Genomic DNA, 23260 nt, shown 5'->3' with positions numbered 1-23260 from the left:
GTAGTGGAATGGTCCTGGGAAGACCAACCAAAGGGGGTGATAGTCCCGTACACGAAAGTCTGTATATAGTGAATTGAGTAGGGCGGGACCGGAGAAATCCTGCTTGAATACACCGGCACCATCCGGTAAGGCTAAATACTCCTGAGAGACCGATAGTGAACCAGTACCGTGAGGGAAAGGTGAAAAGAACCGCAAGCAGCGGAGTGAAAAGACCCTGAAACCGTATGTCTACAAGCGGTCGGAGCGTAAAAGCGACGGCGTGCCTTTTGCATAATGATCCTACGAGTTATTCCTTACTAGCAAGTTTAAGTGCTTAAGGCACGGAGGCGTAGCGAAAGCGAGTCTGAATAGGGCGCTCAGCTAGTAGGGATAGACGCGAAACCGAGTGATCTACCCATGGGCAGGTTGAAGGTGAGATAGTCTCTCACTGGAGGACCGAACCGGTAAACGTTGAAAAGTTTTCGGATGACCTGTGGGTAGGGGTGAAAGGCTAATCAAACTCGGAGATAGCTCGTACTCCCCGAAATGCATTTAGGTGCAGCGTTGGGAAGAGTATTGCGGAGGTAGAGCTACCAATAGGGCTAGGGGGCTTCACCGCCTACCAACCCCTGATGAACTCCGAATGCCGTAATATTGCACCAGCAGTGAGGCTACGGGTGCGAAGGTCCGTGGCCAAGAGGGGAACAACCCAGACCATCAGCTAAGGTCCCTAAATTTGAGCTAAGTTGGATAAACGAGGTGGGGATGCTATGACAGCTAGGATGTTTGCTTGGAAGCAGCAATTCATTTAAAGAGTGCGTAACAGCTCACTAGTCGAGCGTTCCTGCGCGGAAAATGAACGGGCATCAAGCTCAATACCGAAGCTATGGACTCTACGGAGTGGTAGGGGAGCATTCCAGTTGCGGCGAAGGTCAAGCGCGAGCTTGGGTGGAGCGGCTGGAAAAGAAAATGTAGGAATGAGTAACGAAAAAATGGGTGAGATACCCATTCGCCGTAAGACTAAGGGTTCCTCGTTCGATGTTAATCAGAACAGGGTTAGCCGGGTCCTAAGGAGCAGCCGAGAGGCGAATCTGATGGCAATCTGGTAAAAATTCCAGAGCTTGCATACACTAAAAAGGGGACGGGGTTGAGGAGATTGCACGTACTGACGGAATAGTGCGTTGAGCGGAAGCCTCTGGCTGAAGCGAGCGATTGAATGAGCCTCCAAGAAAAGCCGAAGTATGCAACCCGTACCGTAAACCGACACAGGTAGTCGAGGAGAGTATCCTAAGGCGCTCGAGTGAACCACGGTTAAGGAACTAGGCAAATTAGCCCCGTAACTTCGGGAGAAGGGGCACCACGAGAGTGGTCGCAGTGAAGAGGTCCAGGCGACTGTTTAGCAAAAACACAGGACTCTGCCAAATCGAAAGATGAAGTATAGGGTCTGACACCTGCCCGGTGCCGGAAGGTTAAGGAAGGGGCTTAGGGGTAACTCGAAGGTCTTGACTGAAGCCCCGGTAAACGGCGGCCGTAACTATAACGGTCCTAAGGTAGCGAAATTCCTTGTCGGGTAAGTTCCGACCTGCACGAATGGTGTAACGATCTGGACACTGTCTCAACCGTGAGCTCGGTGAAATTGAAGTATCGGTGAAGATGCCGGTTACCCGCAACGGGACGGAAAGACCCCGTGAACCTTTACTACAACTTCACGTTGGGTTTGAGCATAAGATGTGTAGGATAGGTGGGAGGCTATGAAGTGATCACGCTAGTGGTTGTGGAGCCGTCCTTGAAATACCACCCTTCTTATGCTTAGATTCTAACCGCAGGGACAGCGTGTGGTGGGTAGTTTGACTGGGGTGGTCGCCTCCAAAAGAGTAACGGAGGCTCGCAAAGGTACCCTCAGCATGGTTGGTAATCATGCGAAGAGCGTATGAGTATAAGGGTGCTTGACTGAGAGACGGACGCGTCGAACAGGGACGAAAGTCGGCTCAAGTGATCCGGTGGTTCCGCATGGAAGGGCCATCGCTCAAAGGATAAAAGGTACTCCGGGGATAACAGGCTGATCTCCCCCAAGAGCTCACATCGACGGGGAGGTTTGGCACCTCGATGTCGGCTCGTCACATCCTGGGGCTGGAGAAGGTCCCAAGGGTTGGGCTGTTCGCCCATTAAAGTGGCACGCGAGCTGGGTTCAGAACGTCGCAAGACAGTTCGGTCCCTATCTGTTGCGGGCGTTGGAATATTGAGGAGATCTGGCTCCAGTACGAGAGGACCGGGTTGGACGAACCTCTAGTGTACCAGTTGTACTGCCAAGTGCACCGCTGGGTAGCTATGTTCGGAACGGATAAGCACTGAAAGCATCTAAGTGCGAAGTCGACTCCAAGATGAGTATTCCTTATTAGGGTCGTGGGAGACTACCACGTTGATAGGCTACAGGTCGAAGTGTGGTAACATACGCAGCCGAGTAGTACTAATTACCCGAAAGCTTCTTATGTGAAGAAGAATGGATGGGAGTGGGTGTCAAAGCTCACTCCCGTGAACAACCTAGAGTGCCTATTCTAAAAGAAATTCTACTTCTACCCAATTGTCATGAAAATACAAAGGGGCTTCGATGAAGATCGGGGTCAACAGTGATGAAAAGTCTGGTAAATGTGCTGATGAAGCAAATTTTGGGGATTGTGACCCAAGATTCATCACTCATCATTCCTCACTCATCACTTACCAAAGACTTGTTGGTGGTTATAGCGAGCGGGTTCCACCTCTTCCCATTCCGAACAGAGAAGTTAAGCCGCTCAGCGCTGATGGTACTGCCCTTGGGTGGGAGAGTAGGTCGCTGCCAACTCAATACAACACATACAGCCTCATTCGTTAACTCGGATGGGGCTTTCGTGTGTACGGGACTGACCAACAACACACCCTGTCCAACACCCAACCCAACCGGAAAAGACGCACAGCCGTGCGTCTCTACAAGGCCCACAATCTCACAATCCACCTAACCACGGAGTGGTTTAATCTTGCATAGCCGCGGTCGTCCGCGGACAAAAGTCGGAGCAAGGCGTCCCAACCACGGCAGTGGTTGAACTGACTAGCAAAAATGGTTCAACCGCTCCCGCGGTTGTGGAACAAGCCCGTAACTGAAAAATCCCCGGACGACCGGGGCTATTCTGAATTCAATCGCTCCGCGATTGGCAGGGTCTTGAAAGTGAGGAAGATAAGGAATGACAACTTGAGCTTTTTAATTGTGCAGCAGGCCGCTGCACAATTCCCCCTACCTCCTAAACCTATACAAATACGTCGCCCGACTCGCCGTACCCGTAACCTTCTTCTCCAACCTTTCCAGCATATTGATACCCAGGATTTTCTTTTGAAAATTATTGATGGCAAAGGGGCGATCATACAGCCCAATAAACAATACGGTTTTCATCGCCAAATATTTAGCTTTGTTTTACACTAAAAAACGCTGCGATGAAAAAACAGGTCCTTTTCAGGGTGACAAAGCCCAATTTTAAAATAATTTGCCTTACTATTTTTGGTTTAGCTTCCTCAATGCTTGCCATGGCCCAAAGCAAACCAGACACCACGAGTTACATCCAAACCTTGAACATCAAGACGGGAAAAATTGATACCATTCTGGCCATTAAAAAGCATTTTGAAGCACCCAACTGGCATCCTGACAACTACCTGGTACTGAACAGCAAAGGAAAAATTTTTACGCTGGATTTGGCTACAAAAAAAATGACGGAGTTGAACACCGGCTTTGCCACTGCCTGTAACAACGACCACGGCATTTCACCAGATAAAAAATGGTTGGTCATCAGCCACAACGACCGCAGTGACCCTTCACCAAAATCCTACAAATCCGCTTTGTACATTCTGCCCATCACCGGAGGAGAACCCCGCAGAATAACCCCCGAAGTGCCCTCTTTTTGGCATGGCTGGAGCCCCGATGGCAAGACCCTGGCCTATTGTGCCGAGCGCAACGGGAATTTTGATGTTTACACCATTGGTATAGAAGGCGGGACGGAAAAAAGATTGACCAGTACCGAAGGATTGGACGACGGCCCCGATTATACCCCCGATGGGAAGTACATCTATTTTAACTCCTACCGCACCGGCCACATGCAAATCTGGAGAATGTTGGCCGATGGCAGCCAACCCGAACAAATGACTTTTGATGCCAATTCCAATTGGTTTGCCCACCCTTCGCCCAACAACAAATGGATTGTGTACATTGCCTACACTTCGGATGAAAAACAAAGCCATTTGTTTGGCAAAAACGTCAAATTGTGCCTGATGAACCCCAAAAGTAAAGCCATCAAGGACATCACCCCGGTGTTTTATGGCGGCCAAGGCACCATCAATGTGCCGTCCTGGAGCCCGGATAGCAAAAAAGTGGCCTTTGTGAGCTATTCGGTCAAATGATCCATTTAAACATCAGGTCAACCTAAAATAAGCTTTATGGAAAACCATAACTCAGCAAGCAGAAGAAAGTTCTTACAAAAACTGGCGGCCACAAGCTTGGCCACTGCAGCCTCCCCATTGGCTGCCCTCAGTGGCAGCCTTCTTTATTCATTCCTTAATCACCTTCAAGTCCCGAAAATACCCTTCTGTCCCTACATCAACCCATAAACCAATGCCCCCGGAAGCCTTGTCGCCCAGTTTCAAATCCTTGACCAGCAGCACCGGATATTTGCTATTGTTCAAAAACAACTTTGCTTCCTTACCTTTTACCTCAATCCGCATGGTGATCCATTCGTTCAACCCCATGTCAGCATAACTTTCAAAGGTTTCAGGCGCTTCTTTTCTTAAGCGATCAAACTTGAAGTTGGGGTAAGAAAAGTACTGGATACTGTGATTGCGCCGAACCTGGTCATCGGCACGGCCATTGGTAGGGCGGATGTAAATGCCCTCGAATTTTGAGTGCTGCTCATCAATTCTGAATGCTACTCCGATAAAACCCCGGTCCGAAGGGCGGGCAGTTTTTAACAAACGACTCAATACCTTCACTTCAATCACGCCATCTTGAAAATCAAGGCCTTTGATTCGCACATAAGTAGGCTCATCTACGGCCTTCAAGGTGGAGTCTTTTTCAACTCTCAGTACTTGTTTGCCCATCAATTTTTCGATGGACATGTAAGTTTGGTGGGCTTCGAGTTGACCAGCCTCAAGTTTGATCGTTTGAGCGAATAAACTTTTAGTAAAAAGCAAAAGCCCGATGATTAAAGCAAATTTTAAGGTTTCCATTATTTAAACTTGATTGAAGAAGGTTGATGCAAAGGTCTTGCCTTAACCGCTAAGTGACCCTTAAACTATCTTAAGAAATTGGAGAACTTGGGTGCCAACTCAAGTTAATACCATAAAATTTCCGCTTTGGACATATGCTCAAAGCGAGCACTCATTTAGGAATCACATTCACAATCACCCTTTGATACCGGGTTAAAGCTGGGGTGCCATTGTCTTTTACTTCCAAAATAAAGTGCATCGTCCTGGTCTCGCTGACGTTTGGTGCTAAGAATCTGAATTCTTTATTGTTGGGGTTTTGTAGGGAAAACTGGCTTGCATTGAGTGAGCCCACTTCTTTGTAAAACACCCACTTGTAACTCAATGCATTGTTGTCTGGATCAGTGGCATCCGCAGAGAGGACTACTTCTGATCCTGATTTTACGGTGATTTCCTTCGGATGTTTGAGCGTGACCACGGGAGGATGGTTGGCCCCAGCAAAGGTTTTGGCAACGCACCAATCCATGCGGGCAAAGAAGTCATTTTGAAAGGCTGTTCTCCAGCGCCAGATGGTGGCGTGATTGCTGGTGTGAAAACTTTTGGTAATCTCGCTGTATACCTCGTCCTGCGTATCGGTCCAGATGGGACGTGTTTCGGCTTCGTACATGTATTTTTTAAAGGGCGGAATATACAACTCATAGCGGCCACCCCAGCCTCCGTAATTGGGATGTTCCGGATCGTTTAGTCCATTGTTGATCAACCCTAAAAAAGAGGGGGTGTCACCCTCCATCAAATATTCGATCTTTGGATATTTTTCACCCAAAGCGCCATGATTTTTACGTACATGTTCATCCAGGTGTTTGTTCCGGACAATGGCAGTATCTGCACCGGTAAAACGACCATGGAAAACATCGCCAGAGATGCCAGGCCAGGTAGCATAGTGGTATTGACCACCGCCATTTTCTTCAAAACCAGGGCTTACGATGTAAAACAAGGCTGGGAAAGTATTGCGAATCCAGGGCCCCGTGTCGTCCTGATCGGAAATGGTGTAAACCCTCAATTTGGAGATGACTTGATTGATGGTGCTTTCCGACTCCGTCTTTTTTAATTTCCAGAGTGCCTGTGCCAGTACGTTGGTGCCACCCCAGGCCTGTATGTATAGCGGACGAGGGTCATTTTTGAGCATACTTTTTAGTAGCCAATCCGATCCTTCCGAATCTTTGCCATCGCCCAGGCCTTCCTTGCCAAAAACGGGCAAACCTTTTTTGATGATGGAATGGATGTAAGCCTCGCTTGGAAAGCCTTTTTCGTGGACTTCGAGGTTGTTTCTAACTTTGCCATAAGCCTCGGCTATTTCATGCAAACGCCATTCGGCGGTTTTGTTGCGCTGCCAGCAGGAGGTTGTGGCTACAATCCCTTCCGTGTCAAAGTGATTGGCATAGGTCAAAAAGCGCACAAATGACATGGCATCATCGGGCTCATTTTCAATATCGGTCAGGACAAAAACGCGTGGATTTTGGGTGTAAGCGAAGCCCCCGAGTATGGACAGGATGAATAAATAGATGATTTTCATGGCAAGCGAGCTAAATAAGGTTCTGATTTCTTGTACCATTGCCAGGACGATGCCTTCACAAGCCCTTAGCAAGGAGTGAATTTACTTTTTTGTCCATTAATCTAGCCATCCATTTTTATTATCCAAAAGCACGGCCTTTTGGAAAGCTGTTTTCAAAACTGACTTTCATTTGCCAGTAGGTTTATTTTGAGAAATTGCAGTAACTCAAGTCAACACCACAATCTTCCCCGTAGCTTGATTGCTTTCCATGTACTGGTGGGCGGCCACAATTTGATCGAGGGAAAAGACCTTGTTCACCTTTAATTTGATTTCCCCACTTTCAACCAATTGGATGAATTCCTGAAAGGATTGGGTGGCGCAACGCATTTGGCCACTGTCAAAAATGGTCAACTGCACTGTGGCCGGAATAAACTCCATTGGTGCAAAATTGGGGATTGACCATTTTTCAGAAAGCATTCCGGTCATACAAGTCATTCCACCTGGTCGGTTGCATTGCAGTGAATCCTGGAGGGTCTCGGCACCTACCAATTCCAAAACCTTGTGTACACCCAATGGGAAAAGGTCACGTACTTTATTCCTTAGTTGACCATCGTCGATCAAAACATGAGTTGCACCATTTTCGTAAAGAGTTTGGGATTTTGCGGGATTGCGGGTACTGGCGATGATGGTCAAACCCTGGTGTTTTGCCAGTTGGGTGGCGAGCATACCTACGGATGAAGTTGCGCCACGGATCAGCAAAGTTTCCCCCTTTTGGATGTTTAAAGCCAGGTGCAAAGAGCCGTACACCGTTTGGAACATTTCGGGAATTGCCCCCAGCATTTCCCAGGACAAATCACTTTGAACAGGATAAAGAATGGTTTTGGGCAAAACCGTGTATTCCGCGTAACTTCCATCGTAATCCCGGCCCATGCCGCCCATCATGGCGGCCACCTTTTGACCTTTGGGGTATTCTCCGGATGGGTCAAACTCTATTTCGCCAACACATTCGATGCCCAGTACCCGCGGAAACTGCACATTGGGCGAATAACCTTTGCGGGTCATCAGTTCTGAGCGATTCAAGCCAAGAGCTTTTATCCGGATCAGGACTTGACCTTCTTCGGGAGTGGGGATGGGGACTTCCTGTATTTGGAAGTTTTCGGCTCCGCCAGGGGTATACAAAACAGCTGCTTTCATGGTGAAATTTTGTGCTATTTGTGCAACAAAGGTGCAAGGCTTACAGGAGTTCAACCCATAAACAATCTTAAGAAAAAGGCTTAATGTAGTTTAAGGAAAAGGGCTATTTGAGTTTTCTGTCCGCCCTTATTTTGCTCAAAAACTCCGGTGTAATGCCCAGATAAGAGGCAATTTGGGTATTGGGCAAACGATTCGACAGCACCGGATACTGCTCTAAAAAAGCTTCGTAACGCTCTTGTCCAGTTGAGCTGATGTTTTGCAATACCCTGTTTTGCAGTTCGATGTATTTGTTTTCCACCATGATGCGGAAATTCCGGTTAAAAACGGTGTGATTGTCGTACAAGTAATAAAGGTCGTCCCGGAAGATTTGGAGGATTACCGAGGGTTCAATGGCTTCGATGTAGAGTTTGCTCGGTTTTTCTTTGTACAGGCTGGCAAAGTCGACGATCCAGTCATTTTCTGCGGCAAACTGAAGGTTGTGTTCCTTACCCTTAGCATCCACACCATACATCTTAAAACAGCCTGAAAGGACAAAAGTGATGTGTTGACAAACGTCGTTTTCTTGAAGGATGAATTGTCTGCGTTTGATCCGTCGTTCTTTAACACGGCTGATCAAGGCCTCAGTTTCCTGAGGTTTAAGCGGGAGGTACTTGCTGAAATAGTCGATTAATTGAGCTGTGTTCATAACATGGAATAACTAACGACCAATCAATTGATCAGTCGTTAGTTATGTTTACTCAAAAGAGTTGTGCCTAAATCCCCAACACCTTCCGGTTAAAGGCCTCATCCGATCCTGCACCAGCAAAATCATCAAATGCCTTCTCTGTCACCTGAATGATGTGGTCGGCAATGAATTGTGCACCTTCCTCTGCCCCTTGTTCCGGGCTCTTGATGCAACATTCCCATTCCAGTACCGCCCAGCCATCGTAATCGTACTGCGACAATTTGCTGAAGATCGCCCCAAAGTCTACCTGGCCGTCGCCCAGGGAGCGGAAGCGGCCTGCGCGGTTTACCCAGCCCTGGAAGCCGCTGTATACCCCTTGAGAACCACTTGGGTTAAACTCGGCATCCTTTACGTGGAAGGCCTTGATGCGGTCGTGGTAAAGGTCGATAAAGGCTACGTAATCCAGACACTGTAGCACAAAGTGGCTAGGGTCGTAGTTGATATTGGCGCGTGGGTGGCCGCCGAGGTAGTCTACAAACATCTCGAAAGTTACCCCATCGTGCAGGTCTTCTCCTGGGTGCAACTCGTAACAAGCATCCACCCCGTTGTCTTCAAACACATCCAGAATTGGCTTCCAACGCGCCGCCAATTCTTTGAAGCCCGTTTCAACCAGTCCTGCCGGACGCTGCGGCCAAGGGTACAAAAATGGCCACAACAAGGCACCAGAGAAAGTGACGTGTGAGGTCAAACCCAGGTTTTTGCTCGCCTGTGCGCCCCATTTCAATTGCTGTACTGCCCATTCGGTACGAGCTTTGGGATTGCCATGCACTTCGGCGGGGGCAAAACCATCAAACATGGCATCGTAAGCGGGGTGTACTGCGACCAATTGTCCTTGCAGGTGCGTCGACAATTCAGTGATGGACAAGCCATAATCGTCAATTTTGCCCACCAACTCATCGCAGTAGCTTTTGCTTTCGGCGGCTTTTTTGAGGTCGATCAGACGGCTATCCCAGGTTGGAATTTGAATGCCTTCGTAGCCCAGGCCTGCAGCCCACTGGCATACGCTGTCCAGGCTATTGAATGGGGCTTCATCGCCCATGAACTGCGCCAGAAAAATGGCGGGTCCTTGTATCGTTTTCATGTCTGCTATAGGTTATTTTGCAATGTCATAAAGTCCCCAGCGATCGGGGTCTACTTCGGGTTTGTCTCCCGGGTTGAAAGATAAGGTAATGGTTTCTTTACCCAAATCAAGGCGCTGAATTTTTCCATTAATTTTTATCTCAACGGGGAAAGAGAAGGGCAAATTCTGGGGTGTTTCCCAGTGCAGGCTGATTTGTTGGCCCTCCACTTTGGAAACCAGCTTGGGCAATTGTGGCTGGCGGAGGTAAACATCAAAAAACCAACCCAGGGCTTTGCCACTTTCCTGCTCGCATATCAATTGAAAATCGGCAGTGGTTACAAAGTGACACTGGCGGCCATCCTTGATTTTTTCCGCTTCAGGCGTATCGTAGCACAAGCGACGCATCGATTTGAGCAGTGCTTCCTTGCCGATGACAGCACGCAGGGCGTGCAAAATCCAAGCACCTTTGGTGTAAATGGGTGCGCGGTAAATCTGTTTGGAACTTTGCGAAGCTAGTGGTGCCACCGCCAGATTATTGGGAAAACGCCGCGAAGCATTCATGTAATCGTGGTAACCCTTGATTCCTTTCAACTCCTCCATGTACAAGGCTTGCATGTAAGTACAAAAACCTTCGTGAATCCACATGTCTTTCCAGTCGTAATTGGTGACCAGGTTGCCCCACCATTCATGGCCAAATTCGTGGTGGTGCAGGGCGTCGAAGCCCCAGTCTTTGCCCCCGGTCATGCTGCCATTGTTGAAGTTGGCACCATAAGCGATGATGCTTTGGTGTTCCATTCCCAGGTGTGGGGTTTGAGCAACGCCGTATTTGTCGACGCGGAAAGGGTAGGGGCCCAGCATTTTTTCGTAAAACTTGATGTGCTCAAAAATCTCGGTAAAGAGTTTTTTCCCTTTCTCATAATCATCGGGCAGCACATAAAACACCACCGGGAAAGTTTCTCCCGTCACACTTTTGTAGGGGCCTTCGATGCTACGGTAAGGTGCAAGGTTGAGCGCTACGTTGTAAATGTTGATGGGGGTAGAAATGTACCAGTGAAAGGTTTGGGTACCGTCTTTGTGTTTGATGGTGCTGCGCAAACGGCCATTGCAGGCAGCTACCAGGGGTTCAGGGACTCGCACATTGAAGGCCATGGAATCGGGCTCATCGGATACGTGGTCTTTGCAGGGCCACCAGAGGTCAGCACCTTCGCCCTGGCAAGTGGTGGTAATCCAGGGGGCGCCGGATTTGGTAGTCGCCCAGGTGAAGCCACCATCCCAGGGAGCACGGGCGGCCACGCGGGGTTTGCCGCCATAAAGGATGCGCACCTGGACTTGTTCGCCCGCCTGGCGGGTAAAGCCTAGGTCGATCCATATTTGGCCAACTTTGCGGACAAAGGGCGCAGCAATCGGCTTCTTTGGATTGGATAAATCCCAGATTTCCTGAACGTTCAACAGGGTGTCCAAATCCAGCACCAATTGATTCATCGGATGAACGACCTTGGCGCGAACGATGACTTGCCCGTCAATTTCACGGGTTTCGGGCTTGATGCTCACACTGAGGTCGTAAAAAGTGACGTCGTAGGCGGCTTGTTCAGGGCTGAGTGGGCCGCCGGAGTCGAGGATGGGGGTTTGGGCGGAAATAGCAGAATAAACCAGCAGGGTGATGCTGATGAAAAAGAATTTAATGTGATTCATGTTTTTGGATTAGCCGATAGAGCAAAAGTTGTCGACCAAATATTCGTGGTGATCGAAACTGTTCTATACAAAAATACGTTTTTTAAGCGAAAGAAGTATTTTTGTTCAGCAACGACTTGCAGCGACAGCGATATCTGCTCGGCAGCCCCCGTTCTGGCCGACTTTCAAATCCCTGCACATCAAGTATTTGGAAAATAGCTCATGCTCGACAACATCATCGTCAAACTCCTGCTCGCACCATTGTCCCTCTTGTATGGAATTGGCATCAGTGTACGCAACAGTTTTTACAATTCCGGACTGATTCGTTCGGTTAAGTTCAATCTGCCCGTTATTTCGGTTGGTAATTTATCCGTTGGTGGAGCTGGCAAAACTCCACACATTGAATACCTCTTGCGCTTGCTGCACGATTACATCGAAGTGGGTACGCTGAGTCGGGGCTACAAACGCACTACTTCTGGCTACCTGGATGTGGAAGCTGATCACAGCGCCAGTGATGTGGGAGACGAACCTCTGCAGTTTCGGCGTAAATTCCCGGACATTGCCGTTTCGGTTTGTGAAAATCGAGCATATGGTATTCCTCAAATGGTAGGTCGCCACCCCGCATTGCAAGCCATTTTGCTCGACGACGCATTCCAACACCGTGCAGTAATCCCTGGACTGAACATCATGTTGACCGAGTACGCCCGGCCATTTTTTGAAGACTTTCTGATGCCTTCTGGTCGATTGCGCGAATGGCGTTCTGCCTACCGCCGGGCCGACGTATTGATCGTAAGCAAATGCCCCCCCAATTTAACCATCGAGCAAAAACATCAAATGCTCGAAAAGTTAAAGCCGCTGGCGCATCAAAAAGTCTTTTTTACCCAATACACTTATGGCGATCCATATTACATTTTTAACCCAGGGTACAAAAAAATCCTGGATAAGGATACCGATTTGCAATTGTTGAGCGCCATTGCGGGAACGGACTATTTGTTGTCTTACCTGAACCCGATTGTAGCTACTGTAACCAGCCAGGAATACACGGATCACCACAATTTTTCAGCGGATGACTTGTTGGAAATTCGTGCACAATTCCTGCGCATCAAGTCACCGAACAAATTGATTCTGACCACTGAAAAAGATGCGATGCGACTGGAAGCTCACCGTGAATACATTCACAAAGAGGATTTGCCCATCTTTGTATTACCCATTGAGGTGGAATTTTTATTCAATGAAGGACCTCAGTTTGATCAAATGATTCAAAATTATTTGCTCAATTTTAAAGTTTGACTAACGCAGAAAAATTAACTTCCCGATTTGGGTTTTGAATAGGGAGTCGAACGGTTCATTTCAAGTGAGCTTCCTATTCAAAAGCCTCAAAAAAAATCGGGAAGTAATTTTTTGCGTCATACTAAGAGTGTATTTTTACCCAAATCCCTACGTCGTGAGCCTTTTGCAACGCATTGTTTATACCGTATTGAAAGCCTTGATTAAGCTGGTTGTCCATGCGTATTATCCACGAATCGCATTTTCTGGAAAAAGAAAACTGAAGATAAGTGGTCCTACCATCATTACGGGCAACCACCCCAATACCCTTATGGATGCCCTGAATGGTGCACTTTGGGTCAATCAACCCGTGTATTTTCTGGCCATGGCCCGATTGTTCAAACCCGATTGGGTGGGCAAGATTCTGCGCTTTTTATTTTGTATCCCCCTCGAACGGCGGAAGGACAACAATGGAGGTCCAGTCAACAATGATGATTCTTTCCGACAGGCCATCGATCACTTATTGGCAGGCAGAAATCTATTCATTGCCCCCGATGGGGGGAATGAGCTGGAGCGCAACTTGTTGCCTCTTAAAACGGGTACTGCCCGCATCAGCCTGAGCGCAGAAATGCAACAGGACTTTCAATTGGGCTTGCACATCCTTCCACTAGGTTATACTTATTATGGTGACCGGGAGCAGTTTGGCAGTGAAATGTTGATCCAGGCTGGTGAACCCATCACGCTCCAGGATTTTGCAGAGGCCAATACTCACGACCATCAGAGCACCGTACGCAATCTGACGGCATTACTGGAAAAACGCATGCAGGACTTGCTCCTCAATGTCAAAGACGAGGAGGAAGATCAATTGTTGTACGTGTTGGAGGACATACTGCGCGATGAGGCTCCTTTGCCACTACCCGCTTTTTTTCAACGCAGTAAAGCCCTGTTGCTCCACTTGCGCAATTATGCCATTGAGCATCCAGAGGCTTACGATAGCTTTGTTTTACAAGTAAAAAATTATGCACAGGCGCTTAAATCGACCCAGGTGCGTTCGGGTGCGGTATTTTTGCAGCAAATCGGGCGTTCGGCTCGCCTGCGCAAACAATTGAAATTTTGGATCTTGGCTCCCGTTTGGGCTTTCGCCTGGCTTAACCATTGGCCGCTGATCGCTTTGTGTCGTTTTGCTGTTCGCAAATTGGATTTGCACATTGGCTACAAAACAACGGTGGAACTCTGCCTTGGCCTATTGGCTTTGCCCATTTTTTACCTGCTGCAATCTTTATTGGTGGAAGCGTTTACGAGTACAACTTTGAGTTGGATCTATTTGCTCGCCATTGCTGTAGCGGGTAGAATCGCCAGTTTCAATCGAGGTTACATGGAGAATGGTTTTTCCTTTGTAAAATTGAATAAAATGGGGCCGATCAAACATAAATTAGCCCAGGAAAGAAAAGCGCTCGCTTTACAATTGGAGACATTTTTGCATCAAATTCAATAATAAATGGTGTCCGGCATCCTTGCAATTGTGTTTATCGGAGCAACGATAGTGCAGTTGTTGTTTTGGTTGCTGGTTTTTTTAAGGTTGGGGACGTACTCTTCAACACCCCCTTTGGGTGAGCTAAATCTTTCGGATGATCAACTTCCCCCCATCTCCGTCGTCATTTGCGGATGTAACGAAGCGGACAATTTGAGCAAATATCTTGACCGTTTTCTCGCCCAAGACTACCCTTTCTTTGAGGTTGTGGTGGTAAATGACAATTCTGTTGATGAAACTGAAAAAATTTTGTTGGCGTTTCAAAAAAAATATTCGATCTTACATCCCGTTACGATAGCAGAGCAACATCCACCTGGAAAAAAGCACGCTTTACAGGTGGGGATTGCAGCCGCAAAATACGATTTGCTTTTGTTGAGTGACGCAGACTGCTACCCATCCTCCCCCCATTGGATCCGGCACATGCAGTCTTTGATTAAAGATGAGGTTTTAATTGGACTAGGCTATAGTCCGTATGAATATCGAAACGGTTTTCTTAATCGTTTCATCCGCTTTGAGGCCATTTACACTGCCATTCAGTATTTCTCTTTTTCCATCGTGGGTATGCCTTATATGGGCGTTGGCAGGAATTTGATTTACCACAAATCACTCTATCAACAACAACAAGGTTTTTCTACACATTTGGATCTCGCTTCAGGTGACGATGATTTATTTGTCAACGCTGTAGCGACCGGGAAAAACACGGCAGTGCAATTGGCTTCAGAAAGTTTTGTTTTTACCATCCCCAAAATGACTTGGGGAGGCTACTACCATCAAAAAACGCGCCATTTGACCACTGGCACCCGCTACAAACCATTGCATCAGATGGTGTTGGGCATGTTGTCAGCCAGCCATTTCTTCCACTACGTCGGAGGTTTGGCTTGGGGCTTATACTCGGGTCATTGGAGCATTGTTTTGATTTTTTACCTGGCGCGAGCCACGGTAGTAGCAATGGTAAGCAGACCCATCTTAAGCCGCTTGAAAGCGCTTTCTCTCTGGCCCTGGATGCTTCCTTTAGACCTGATTTATCTTTTCTACTACTTCGTGTTTGCGCCGGTTTTGATAATCGGCAACCCACGAACATCATGGAAACACTAGCACAAAACAACACCGCCCGTCGCCGGGGCAAAGACGACCACAGCCTGGTTGAACTCGCTGTAAATGGCAATCAACGCGCCTACAGCATTTTGGTAGAACGGCATCAAGGCAGCTTGATGCGGGCCATCCAAAAAATCGTCCCCAACCGGGTCGATGCAGAAGACCTGGCAATGGAGTCCTTTGGCAAAGCTTTTAGCAATCTCGAAAGGTACCGCCCTCATTTTGCTTTTGGCACCTGGCTACAACGCATCGCCATCAATCACTGCATTGACCACCAGCGCAAACGTCGTTTGCAGACGCTTTCGATCGACGCCCGGATGTGTGAAGAATTTGAAGGGCGATTTTCAGAAAACGTTCGCTCCAAAACTTTGAACCCCGAGGAAAGCCTCATCAGTTTACAAAAAAGACACCTGCTCCGCAATTTGATCGCTCAGCTCAGCGAGCGCTATCAAATGATGTTGGAACTGCGTTATTACGAAAATCTAACCTACGCTGAAATTGCCGACGAGCTACAAATCCCATTGGGCACCGTAAAAGCACAATTGCACCGGGCCCGGGAAATCCTTCACGACATGCTTTGTCAGCCAGAAGCGGCAGCGTATTGAGGATTTCGGATATCGGATTGGGTATTTCGGTGGGGTGCTGCTTCTACTATTGTTGTGTGTAAAAACTTAGTATTTCAAATTTGGGATGCTACTGTTTTTCACACTTCAACATGGTAGAAGCAGCGCTACCCCGAAATCCGAAATCCCGAAATCCGAAATTCTACCACTCAGGGCACACCATTTTAGCCTACCTTAGCATCTGTTATGGTAACTAAAAATCCCTGATTATGCGTACCTTATCCCTATGGTGTGGCTTATTGCTATGCAGTTTTTTATTAAGCGCTTGCCAGAGTGGTTCAAGCAATTTTGAAAATGGTGATGCAGAAGATTCAGCTGCTCCTCAGACTGAGAAGTATGTTCAATTTACACAACCACCTCCTCCAGGCGAAAATGAAGTCGGCACTCCGCTTGAACCCAAACTCATCAAAACGGGGACGCTGGAATTTGAGACATCCAACCTTGAAACTACCTATCAACTGGTTCGTCAGGCCGCCCAAAGCAACGAGGCTTTTTTGAGTAACGAATCAACCTCGAACCAATACGACCGGATCGTCCAACACCTGACCATTCGGGTACCTTCCCGTAATTTTGACAAACTGATAAAAGCTGTTAGTGAAGGGGTCAAACGTTTTGATACAAAATCCATCGAAGCCACTGATGTGACCGAGGAATTTGTGGATGCTGAGGCACGCTTAAAAACCAAAAAACAACTTGAACAGCGGTACCAGGAACTCCTCAAACGGGCCAACAAGGTTTCAGAAATTCTGGAAATTGAAGAACAAATCGGGGAATTAAGAGCTGAAATTGAAGCCGTTGAAGGGCGATTGCGCTACCTCAACAATCGGGTGGATTATTCGACTTTGGATGTACAGTTTTATCAGAAAATGCCTACTCTGGCTAGAAATGACCGGCACTTTGGAAGGGCTTTTTTACAAGGATGGGATAATTTTGTTTCCCTCTTATTTGGATTGGTCGCCAATTGGTCAACCATTCTTATTTTGCTTGTAACAGGGTACTTTTTACAACGCTATATTCGGAGAAAATTGAAAAATAAGGTGCAAGAGTGAGTTACAAGGGTGTAGTCTGATTATACCCACGAATCTTCAACTGGACTCCCCGAAAGTTCTAAACTTTCGGGGAGTTCTGCGCAAAGCCAAAATATTCAACTATCCCGCTACACTACTTTCATAAGCAGCAGCGTCCATCAATCCTTCCAATTGCGAAGGATCGCTGATTTCTACTTTGATGATCCAGCCTTCACCATAAGGATCAGTATTGACCAAATCGGGCGAGCCATCCAGGGCGGCGTTCACTTCCAACACCTTACCATCTACGGGCATGAACAGGTCAGAAACGGTTTTTACCGCTTCAACTGAGCCGAACACTTCGTTTGCATTCAGCTGATTGCCTATGCTGTCAATGTCTACATAAACAATATCGCCCAATTCGCCCTGAGCAAAATCAGTGATGCCAATGGTGGCAATATTGCCTTCCGTTACGCGTACCCATTCGTGCTCGGATGTATAACGCAAGTCTTGAGGAAAATTCATGTCTGAATCGTTGAGAGTTTAAAATTGGTTTCTTTGGTTAGTTGAGAGGTTGAGAAGCTGAGAAGTTGAGGCTACCGCGAGTAACTTAGACAAGGTCTAGGTCAAAATCGCTTGCGGTAGCCTCAACTTCTCAACTCCTCAACTCCTCAACCTAAATTATGCTTTGGCCTTTTGCTCAGCCAGGAATTGTTTTACCCATTCAGTTGTCACCGATTTTGGACGTTCCAGCGGGAATCCCAGGGCACGCGACCAGCACAATGCGGCCAGTACACCCAAGGCGCGGGAAACCCCGAACAATACCGTGTAATACCCGTATTCTTTCAGGCCATAGTGCACCAGTAGCGCACCAGAGTGGGCATCCACGTTTGGCCAGGGGTTTTTGACTTTACCCAGGCTACTCAAAATGCCGGGCACTACGTCGAATACCTTCCAAACTACTTCGACCACATCGTCGTGGCTGATGTATTCTTTGGCAAACTCCATTTGAGCCATAAAACGTGGATCCGGGCGACGCAATACCGCGTGCCCATAACCTGGAACGACTTGGCCCTTGGACAAGGTGGCGTGTACGTAATCGGCAATTTGCTCTTTGCTTGGTGCAGTAGTGCCCAACTCATCCAACATGTCAAAGATCCACTTGATCACTTCCTGGTTGGCCAGGCCGTGCAATGGGCCAGCCAGTGCGTTCATGCCTGCTGCAAAAGTCAGGTAAGGATCGCTGAGGGTAGAACCAACGAGGTGGGTGGTGTGCGCTGAGGCATTACCACCTTCGTGGTCGGCGTGAATGGTCAGGTACAAACGCATCAGGGCCTTGAACTCTTCGTTTTCAAAACCCAGCATGTGCGCGTAGTTGCCCGACCAGTCTTCGGTAGTGCTGGGAGCAATATGGTTTCCACCTGCATAGGTGCGGCGGTAGATGTATGCAGCAACCTGGGGCAAACGAGCGATGAGGTTCATCGTGTCCTCATACGTCGCATCCCAGTATTCATCTTTAGGCATCCCTTCATCGTAACGGGCCGCAAAAACGCTTTCCGTTTGCATGGCGTTGATGGCGATCGAGAACTGGGTCATGGCGTGGGTATTCGCCGGTAGGGAATCCAGGGTTGTAAACACGTGAGCGGGTACTGCACTACGTCTGCGCCATTCTGCGGTCAACCAATCAGCTTCAGCCTGTGTGGGTACTTCACCAACCAACATCAACCAAAACAATGCTTCGGGCAGTGGTTCTTTGCCGTCTTTACCTTTGGGGAGTTGTGCTTTCAATTCCGGAATCGACATATTCCGAAAGCGGATACCTTCCATTGCGTCCAATTCGGAGGTTTCCCAAACCATCATTTTGATGTCGCGGGCACCGCCATAAATCTGTCCGAGGTTTACGTCATCCACCATCAATTCGCTGTGCTCCTTGAGCAAGGATTTGATTTCGACTTTGAGTGCGCTGGATTTCTCGTAGAATTTTTTCTTGAGGGTATCCATTCAAGTAAGTGTTATGGTTAGTAATGTTATTCGCTTGCTTGGTACAGTGTACTTAGTTGGGGTAATTACCTTTGCAGATATTCTGTGCCAGTATTTCAGGCCGCAAAAATATTACATTCATTCCGCCAAATAAAAACAATTTGGCAAGGATTTCCGATGCTGCCGCAATTTATTTCCCAAATACAGACGCACGGCGCGCGTCTTTACCTGACCCGAAATCGAAATTAAAACGCCTTAAACGTTCCAGGGTTGGCTAAAGGCGGCTGTTTCCGTAAAAATGCAATAATAAATTGGTTTTTTTAGATGATCTGTGTCTCCTTGCCGCTTCTTTTTTAGTTTTGTTGCTCATTTAAGCTGCTAGCATGTTGGTTGTAAACGATGTATTGATTAGTGACGAAATAGTACAAGAGCATTTCATTTGTGATTTGGATGCTTGTAAGGGCGCCTGTTGCTGGGAAGGGGACTTTGGTGCACCCCTGGAAAAGGCTGAATTGCCCATTCTGGATGAAATCTACGACTCCATCAAGGATTTTTTGACCAGCGATGGCCGGGCTGCGATTGAAGCGCAGGGCAAATACACCTATTTTGAAGAAATGGGAGGCTACGGTACACCTCTGGTCAATGGCGCAGCCTGTGCTTACCTTACCTACGACATCAATGGTATTGCGAAGTGTGGCATTGAATTGGCACACCAGGCCGGGGCAACTCACTTTTTAAAACCGATTTCCTGTCATTTGTACCCAATCCGGGCCAAGTCGGAAGTGGCCGGATTTGAAGGCCTGAATTATGAGCGCTGGCACATCTGTTCGGCAGCCTGTACTTTGGGCAAAAAGGAAAAAGTACCCGTTTATGTCTTTTTAAAAGATGCGCTGATCCGAAAGTACGGGGAAGATTTTTACGAGGAGCTGTGTGAAGCGGCGAAGGTTTTGGAGGAATAAGGACTGGCTATCAAAATACTTACAACTGGACGTTTAAACGGTTCGTCCAGTTGTAATGGTGACACTTTTATTTACAAATACTCTTCAGCAATGTCTTTTTCAAAGTACAGGTAAAAGTATACCGCAAATCCAAAATCAGTCGCATCCGTTGAAACCAACCTGTAGCCTTTTTGTGCATATTCGTCCAATTTGGCTTGAATATCACTTGTTGAATCTTTCAGGATATGTTCTTTATCCAGCGATAGTTTGGAATAATAAATGAGTGATTCGAGTTTGTACTCTTTCATTTTGTGTTTTAAGTTATGGATTAAGAATGGTTTAAAATCAATAAGCCCTACTTTACAGCCGCTCCCTGGTACAACAGTTTTTTGCTGCTGTTCTCCAAAGAATACATCCCTCGCCACTGCTTCAGCACGTATTTTTTGCTTTTCCAGGTGCCTGCATCACCCTTGCCTACTTTGGGCAACAGCACCGCTTTTTCGCCTGGTAGAAAAAGCTCGACCTTGGCATCTTCGTCCATCGACTTAAAAACGATAAAAGCGGAAGTGGTCTGGTTCAAATCCTTGGCTTGGGGATCGAGGCGGATCCCTGCTTCAAAAAGGCGGATGCATTCGCTCCGCAATTCCGACCATTGGTAACCTGCTGAACCAATGCAGCCATGCTTGTCTCTATCACCACCTACGGTTGGGGTACCGTCTGGCTTTTGGGCATTACAAGCACTCAATAGGAGGAACATGAAAAAGGCCAAAAGGGTAAATCTGCTTGACATTATCAATGAATTAATGGTTAAATGTGAGTCATTCCGTTTTGTAGTCACTTGCCGCATCCAAGTTTTGTTTTGCTTCAGTCCAAGTTAAGCTAGTTTAGTTTTTCTTCCAACTCAACTTTAGCCCACCATAATAACTGGCTTGAGCAACCCCCGGCTCATAAAAACGGTTCCCTACAGCATTGAGCAAAATATTCCCGGTGTACTCCGTTCCAAAAATATTATTGATGCCTGCAAAGGGTTCAATGCGCCATTGTTTGCCCAATTGGAAAGCATGCCCTACCCGCATCGATGCCAAAGTAGACCCTGCGGCAGTAGCACTATTCGCATCATTTACAAACACTTTGCTGATGCTACGCGCCTGAGCCGCAATAAAAAAGCCGGAGCGATGCGCCCACTGCAAAATGCTGAACAAATGATGTTTGGGCACTGCCGGTTGGGCATTGCCAGCAAAACTGGTGCCATTGGCGGTGTAATCTTCGTAACTGAAGTCTGAATAAGTGTAGTTGAGGGTCAGGTATAGACCTTCCTCCAGGCGCAAATTGAGCGCAGCCTCGATTCCCTTGCGGAGCGATTTACCCGCATTGCGGAAAAAAGTACGCCCCGGAGCAGTCGCCAGTTGGTAAGGTACCAATTCGTCTTGTAAATTGATTTGAAAAAGGGCAAGGTCGAGCCCCAGGCGCTCGTTGATCAGGAACTTGCTGCCCAGTTCGTAATTCAGCGAACGTTGCGGTTTTAAATCGGGATTGAAGCCACCCAAATTGCTGGGGTTAGCAGATAACTCGGTGAGGGTAGGGGTTTCAAAATTGCTGGCCACATTGGCATAAACATTCGCCCAATTGTTGGCTACAAAAACGGCACCAACACTGGGATTGAAGCGGTCAAAATTTTGTTCCCCGCTTTGATTGCCATCGGTCAAGAATGCATCATCGGAGCTGAGGCGCAGGGCATCATAACGCGTTGCAGCAGTGAGGGTCAGTTTTTTTCCCAGCGTCAATTCATTCAACCAAAAAGCCCCGGTGCTGCGGAATTTTTCAATTTGATCAAAAGTTTGATTGCCTCTTTTGCCATTGTCGTTGTTGTAGCGCTGGCGGTCATCCTGTTGATCATTCCACTCCAGGCCCACTTGTGAGCGGTACGGGCCGCTGGTGTAGGCATAGGTGACGCCCACTCCGCCAAAACTCCGCTGGAATTCTACCCAGCCACCACCCTGGAAGGCCAAACGATTGGCAAAATCCCGGTTGGTCAAAAAAGTCCGGGCTGTAAGGCTATGTTTGCAGAAAACTGCTTTTCAAAAACGAGCCCTACCCGTCCTTGAGCTACTTCTTCTCCGGCATTAAATTGTACATTGGCGGCCCGTGCCTGGCGACGGTCGGCGCTGACTTGTTCGCTGGTGAGGCCACCGGCATCCTCGGCGTAAGGGCTCTTGCCGTAATTCACCAGCAGAGAAAGCCGGGTGTTGTCACTCAACTGGTAACGCAGCTTGAGGTTCAGGGTGGTTTGTTGCATGGCACTTTGGGCGCGGTAACCTTCCATGCGGTTTTGCGAAGCGCTGGCAAATACCCCCAGTTTACCCACCTTAAAACCCGTTTTTAGCTGATAGCGCTGGAATCCAAAACTACCTAAAATGGCCTGGCTTTCGGCGAAAGCCTTTTGGCTGGGTTCTTCCGTAGAAAAATTGAGTACTCCACCAGAAGCATTGCCGTATAAACCAGCTGAAGCACCGCGTAACAGTTCCATCCTTTGCAAGGCTCCTGCATCCACGTTGTCTACATCGGCCTGCCCATCGGGGGTAGATTCGGGCAAGCCATCCACAAACAACCGAATACCCCGAATGCCGAAGGCTGCGCGTGCGCCAAATCCACGAATGGAAATGCGCAAATCCTGCGAAAAGTTATCCGGATTGAGGGTGAAAACACCCGGAACGGCCACAAGTGATTCATTGAGGGACAATTGTGCCTGGGCCCGTTGAATTTGGCTTTTGTTCAGCACACTGATGGCAAAAGGCAAGCGGTTGTATTGCGCCTCAAAGCGGGAAGCGCTCACGGTGATGGGCGCAATATCTAGGGTGCGTAGGGTGTCTTGAGGAGTTTGTTCTTGAGCAAAAAGAGAAAAATGCAGGCTTAAAAAAAGCAGTAGGAGGTAGCAGCGCATGGTGTTTGAATTGTGGGTGATTGAGCGGTAACAAAGATAGCAGACTTTGTTTACAACTTTTCACCCTTAATCAATACAGCCGATTGAATGGACTGCTCTTTCAGGTGCAAAAACTGCTTGCGGGTTTCATCCTGCATGTAGCCTTTAAAGTCCAACTCGGAATCAAATTCCACTAAATGAATTTCATAGGGTTGTTCCATGTGCAATTCGATAAAATCTGCTGTATTTCCCGGCCGTAAGCGGAACAACAAACGCCCGTTGTAACGAGGAATGCCGGGAAGCGCAATGGCTTCGAATTCGTCAAAAATGGCCTCCTGGCCGGGTTTGAGGTAGATGAGTTGGGTGATGTAGAGCATGGTAGCTTTTTTTAGATATTAGCAATCAGCTATTAGCTTTTACCAGACTTCCCTTCGTGTGTCTTAAGTGCCTGAGGTTTCTTAGGTGGTGAAATAATATCCTGCTTCGCAGGTTTTTTCTTTTTC

At 47.7% G+C, this 23260-nt stretch carries 21 protein-coding genes and 2 rRNA genes (1 of these 23 only partly in view); 9 read left to right on the top strand and 14 right to left on the bottom strand.

Features of this window, described 5'->3' with window-relative positions; translation table 11 throughout:
• Both ACO08K_RS10280 and rrf read left to right on the top strand, forming a co-directional pair.
• Window positions 1-2470, top strand: a 23S ribosomal RNA gene (locus tag ACO08K_RS10280) (it extends 263 nt beyond the left edge of the window).
• 237 nt (window positions 2471-2707) lie between these two features.
• Window positions 2708-2818: ribosomal RNA gene (gene rrf, locus ACO08K_RS10275) — 5S ribosomal RNA — on the top strand.
• Window positions 2819-3244: 426 nt separating this feature from the next.
• Here rrf and ACO08K_RS10270 read toward each other — a convergent pair.
• Entirely contained in the window at window positions 3245-3400 is a 156-nt protein-coding gene (locus ACO08K_RS10270) for an NrtR DNA-binding winged helix domain-containing protein (protein ID WP_421796307.1), read from the bottom strand.
• Window positions 3401-3531: 131 nt separating this feature from the next.
• Here ACO08K_RS10270 and ACO08K_RS10265 point away from each other — a divergent pair, with 131 nt between their 5' ends.
• Window positions 3532-4398 carry a TolB family protein gene (locus tag ACO08K_RS10265; RefSeq protein ID WP_421796306.1) on the top strand — a complete coding sequence of 289 codons (867 nt, stop codon included), beginning with the start codon at window positions 3532-3534 and terminating at the stop codon, window positions 4396-4398.
• A 147-nt stretch (window positions 4399-4545) separates the two neighbouring features.
• Here the strand turns inward: ACO08K_RS10265 and ACO08K_RS10260 are convergent, their stop codons facing one another.
• The 6 genes from ACO08K_RS10260 to ACO08K_RS10235 all read right to left on the bottom strand — a co-directional run bounded on the left by ACO08K_RS10260 (window position 4546) and on the right by ACO08K_RS10235 (window position 11418).
• The gene (locus ACO08K_RS10260; protein ID WP_421796305.1) at window positions 4546-5220 is read right to left on the bottom strand and encodes a hypothetical protein; all 675 of its coding nucleotides are present in this window, start codon (window positions 5218-5220) and stop codon (window positions 4546-4548) included.
• A 151-nt stretch (window positions 5221-5371) separates the two neighbouring features.
• The gene (locus ACO08K_RS10255; RefSeq protein WP_421796304.1) at window positions 5372-6769 is read right to left on the bottom strand and encodes a nucleoside hydrolase-like domain-containing protein; all 1398 of its coding nucleotides are present in this window, start codon (window positions 6767-6769) and stop codon (window positions 5372-5374) included.
• A gap of 204 nt (window positions 6770-6973) precedes the next feature.
• Window positions 6974-7942 (bottom strand): zinc-binding alcohol dehydrogenase family protein, encoded by a 969-nt coding sequence (locus ACO08K_RS10250; protein WP_421796303.1) that lies wholly within the window; start codon window positions 7940-7942, stop codon window positions 6974-6976.
• Between the two features lie 103 nt (window positions 7943-8045).
• The gene (locus ACO08K_RS10245) at window positions 8046-8627 is read right to left on the bottom strand and encodes a Crp/Fnr family transcriptional regulator (protein WP_421796302.1); all 582 of its coding nucleotides are present in this window, start codon (window positions 8625-8627) and stop codon (window positions 8046-8048) included.
• Between the two features lie 67 nt (window positions 8628-8694).
• Window positions 8695-9747: a sugar phosphate isomerase/epimerase family protein gene (locus tag ACO08K_RS10240; RefSeq protein ID WP_373551125.1), complete on the bottom strand. Its 1053-nt coding sequence runs from the start codon at window positions 9745-9747 to the stop codon at window positions 8695-8697.
• A gap of 12 nt (window positions 9748-9759) precedes the next feature.
• The gene (locus tag ACO08K_RS10235; protein WP_421796301.1) at window positions 9760-11418 is read right to left on the bottom strand and encodes a M1 family metallopeptidase; all 1659 of its coding nucleotides are present in this window, start codon (window positions 11416-11418) and stop codon (window positions 9760-9762) included.
• Window positions 11419-11619: 201 nt separating this feature from the next.
• Between ACO08K_RS10235 and lpxK the strand changes: the two genes are divergently transcribed.
• From lpxK to ACO08K_RS10210, 5 genes are all read left to right on the top strand, one after another.
• A complete protein-coding gene (lpxK, locus tag ACO08K_RS10230; protein ID WP_421796300.1) occupies window positions 11620-12687 on the top strand; it encodes a tetraacyldisaccharide 4'-kinase in 1068 nt (355 codons plus the stop codon).
• Window positions 12688-12841: 154 nt separating this feature from the next.
• Complete coding sequence (locus ACO08K_RS10225) at window positions 12842-14158, top strand: 1-acyl-sn-glycerol-3-phosphate acyltransferase (protein WP_421796299.1); 1317 nt, start codon at window positions 12842-12844, stop codon at window positions 14156-14158.
• Between the two features lie 3 nt (window positions 14159-14161).
• Window positions 14162-15289, top strand: coding sequence for a glycosyltransferase (locus ACO08K_RS10220; protein ID WP_421796298.1), 1128 nt, complete (start codon window positions 14162-14164; stop codon window positions 15287-15289).
• Window positions 15277-15894, top strand: a complete 618-nt coding sequence (locus ACO08K_RS10215; protein WP_421796297.1) for an RNA polymerase sigma factor — start codon at window positions 15277-15279, stop codon at window positions 15892-15894. The genes ACO08K_RS10220 and ACO08K_RS10215 overlap by 13 nt, the downstream gene beginning before the upstream one ends.
• 227 nt (window positions 15895-16121) lie before the next feature.
• Complete coding sequence (locus ACO08K_RS10210; RefSeq protein ID WP_421796296.1) at window positions 16122-16961, top strand: DUF4349 domain-containing protein; 840 nt, start codon at window positions 16122-16124, stop codon at window positions 16959-16961.
• Window positions 16962-17060: 99 nt separating this feature from the next.
• Here the strand turns inward: ACO08K_RS10210 and gcvH are convergent, their stop codons facing one another.
• A complete protein-coding gene (gene gcvH / locus ACO08K_RS10205; RefSeq protein WP_421796295.1) occupies window positions 17061-17444 on the bottom strand; it encodes a glycine cleavage system protein GcvH in 384 nt (127 codons plus the stop codon).
• A 156-nt stretch (window positions 17445-17600) separates the two neighbouring features.
• Complete coding sequence (locus ACO08K_RS10200) at window positions 17601-18920, bottom strand: citrate (Si)-synthase (RefSeq protein ID WP_421796294.1); 1320 nt, start codon at window positions 18918-18920, stop codon at window positions 17601-17603.
• A gap of 362 nt (window positions 18921-19282) precedes the next feature.
• Between ACO08K_RS10200 and ACO08K_RS10195 the strand changes: the two genes are divergently transcribed.
• Entirely contained in the window at window positions 19283-19858 is a 576-nt protein-coding gene (locus ACO08K_RS10195) for a DUF3109 family protein (RefSeq protein WP_421796293.1), read from the top strand.
• Window positions 19859-19929: 71 nt separating this feature from the next.
• Here ACO08K_RS10195 and ACO08K_RS10190 read toward each other — a convergent pair whose 3' ends face one another.
• From ACO08K_RS10190 to ACO08K_RS10170, 5 genes are all read right to left on the bottom strand, one after another.
• Window positions 19930-20145 (bottom strand): DUF4177 domain-containing protein, encoded by a 216-nt coding sequence (locus ACO08K_RS10190; RefSeq protein ID WP_421796292.1) that lies wholly within the window; start codon window positions 20143-20145, stop codon window positions 19930-19932.
• Window positions 20146-20192: 47 nt separating this feature from the next.
• Complete coding sequence (locus tag ACO08K_RS10185; RefSeq protein WP_421796291.1) at window positions 20193-20627, bottom strand: hypothetical protein; 435 nt, start codon at window positions 20625-20627, stop codon at window positions 20193-20195.
• Between the two features lie 94 nt (window positions 20628-20721).
• Window positions 20722-21873 carry a TonB-dependent receptor domain-containing protein gene (locus ACO08K_RS10180; protein ID WP_421796290.1) on the bottom strand — a complete coding sequence of 384 codons (1152 nt, stop codon included), beginning with the start codon at window positions 21871-21873 and terminating at the stop codon, window positions 20722-20724.
• A complete protein-coding gene (locus ACO08K_RS10175; RefSeq protein WP_421796289.1) occupies window positions 21870-22778 on the bottom strand; it encodes a TonB-dependent receptor plug domain-containing protein in 909 nt (302 codons plus the stop codon). The genes ACO08K_RS10180 and ACO08K_RS10175 overlap by 4 nt, the downstream gene beginning before the upstream one ends.
• A 50-nt stretch (window positions 22779-22828) precedes the next feature.
• A complete protein-coding gene (locus ACO08K_RS10170) occupies window positions 22829-23134 on the bottom strand; it encodes a DUF1330 domain-containing protein (protein WP_421796288.1) in 306 nt (101 codons plus the stop codon).
• Window positions 23135-23260 lie beyond the last annotated feature (126 nt).

The sequence above is a fragment of the Haliscomenobacter sp. genome (assembly GCF_965225875.1).
Lineage (GTDB): Bacteria > Bacteroidota > Bacteroidia > Chitinophagales > Saprospiraceae > Haliscomenobacter.
Note: the sequence above shows the minus strand (reverse complement) of the source record. Positions and strands in the feature narration are given on the sequence as shown.

Bases quoted from the DNA above. Each gene is read 5' to 3' on its own strand.
- ACO08K_RS10270 (WP_421796307.1), bottom strand. From the start codon at position 3,400: ATGAAAACCGTATTGTTTATTGGGCTGTATGATCGCCCCTTTGCCATC.
- ACO08K_RS10265 (WP_421796306.1), top strand. From the start codon at position 3,532: ATGGCCCAAAGCAAACCAGACACCACGAGTTACATCCAAACCTTGAAC.
- ACO08K_RS10260 (WP_421796305.1), bottom strand. From the start codon at position 5,220: ATGGAAACCTTAAAATTTGCTTTAATCATCGGGCTTTTGCTTTTTACT.
- ACO08K_RS10255 (WP_421796304.1), bottom strand. From the start codon at position 6,769: ATGAAAATCATCTATTTATTCATCCTGTCCATACTCGGGGGCTTCGCT.
- ACO08K_RS10250 (WP_421796303.1), bottom strand. From the start codon at position 7,942: ATGAAAGCAGCTGTTTTGTATACCCCTGGCGGAGCCGAAAACTTCCAA.
- ACO08K_RS10245 (WP_421796302.1), bottom strand. From the start codon at position 8,627: ATGAACACAGCTCAATTAATCGACTATTTCAGCAAGTACCTCCCGCTT.
- ACO08K_RS10240 (WP_373551125.1), bottom strand. From the start codon at position 9,747: ATGAAAACGATACAAGGACCCGCCATTTTTCTGGCGCAGTTCATGGGC.
- ACO08K_RS10235 (WP_421796301.1), bottom strand. From the start codon at position 11,418: ATGAATCACATTAAATTCTTTTTCATCAGCATCACCCTGCTGGTTTAT.
- lpxK (WP_421796300.1), top strand. From the start codon at position 11,620: ATGCTCGACAACATCATCGTCAAACTCCTGCTCGCACCATTGTCCCTC.
- ACO08K_RS10220 (WP_421796298.1), top strand. From the start codon at position 14,162: ATGGTGTCCGGCATCCTTGCAATTGTGTTTATCGGAGCAACGATAGTG.
- ACO08K_RS10215 (WP_421796297.1), top strand. From the start codon at position 15,277: ATGGAAACACTAGCACAAAACAACACCGCCCGTCGCCGGGGCAAAGAC.
- ACO08K_RS10210 (WP_421796296.1), top strand. From the start codon at position 16,122: ATGCGTACCTTATCCCTATGGTGTGGCTTATTGCTATGCAGTTTTTTA.
- gcvH (WP_421796295.1), bottom strand. From the start codon at position 17,444: ATGAATTTTCCTCAAGACTTGCGTTATACATCCGAGCACGAATGGGTA.
- ACO08K_RS10200 (WP_421796294.1), bottom strand. From the start codon at position 18,920: ATGGATACCCTCAAGAAAAAATTCTACGAGAAATCCAGCGCACTCAAA.
- ACO08K_RS10195 (WP_421796293.1), top strand. From the start codon at position 19,283: ATGTTGGTTGTAAACGATGTATTGATTAGTGACGAAATAGTACAAGAG.
- ACO08K_RS10190 (WP_421796292.1), bottom strand. From the start codon at position 20,145: ATGAAAGAGTACAAACTCGAATCACTCATTTATTATTCCAAACTATCG.
- ACO08K_RS10185 (WP_421796291.1), bottom strand. From the start codon at position 20,627: ATGTCAAGCAGATTTACCCTTTTGGCCTTTTTCATGTTCCTCCTATTG.
- ACO08K_RS10175 (WP_421796289.1), bottom strand. From the start codon at position 22,778: ATGCGCTGCTACCTCCTACTGCTTTTTTTAAGCCTGCATTTTTCTCTT.
- ACO08K_RS10170 (WP_421796288.1), bottom strand. From the start codon at position 23,134: ATGCTCTACATCACCCAACTCATCTACCTCAAACCCGGCCAGGAGGCC.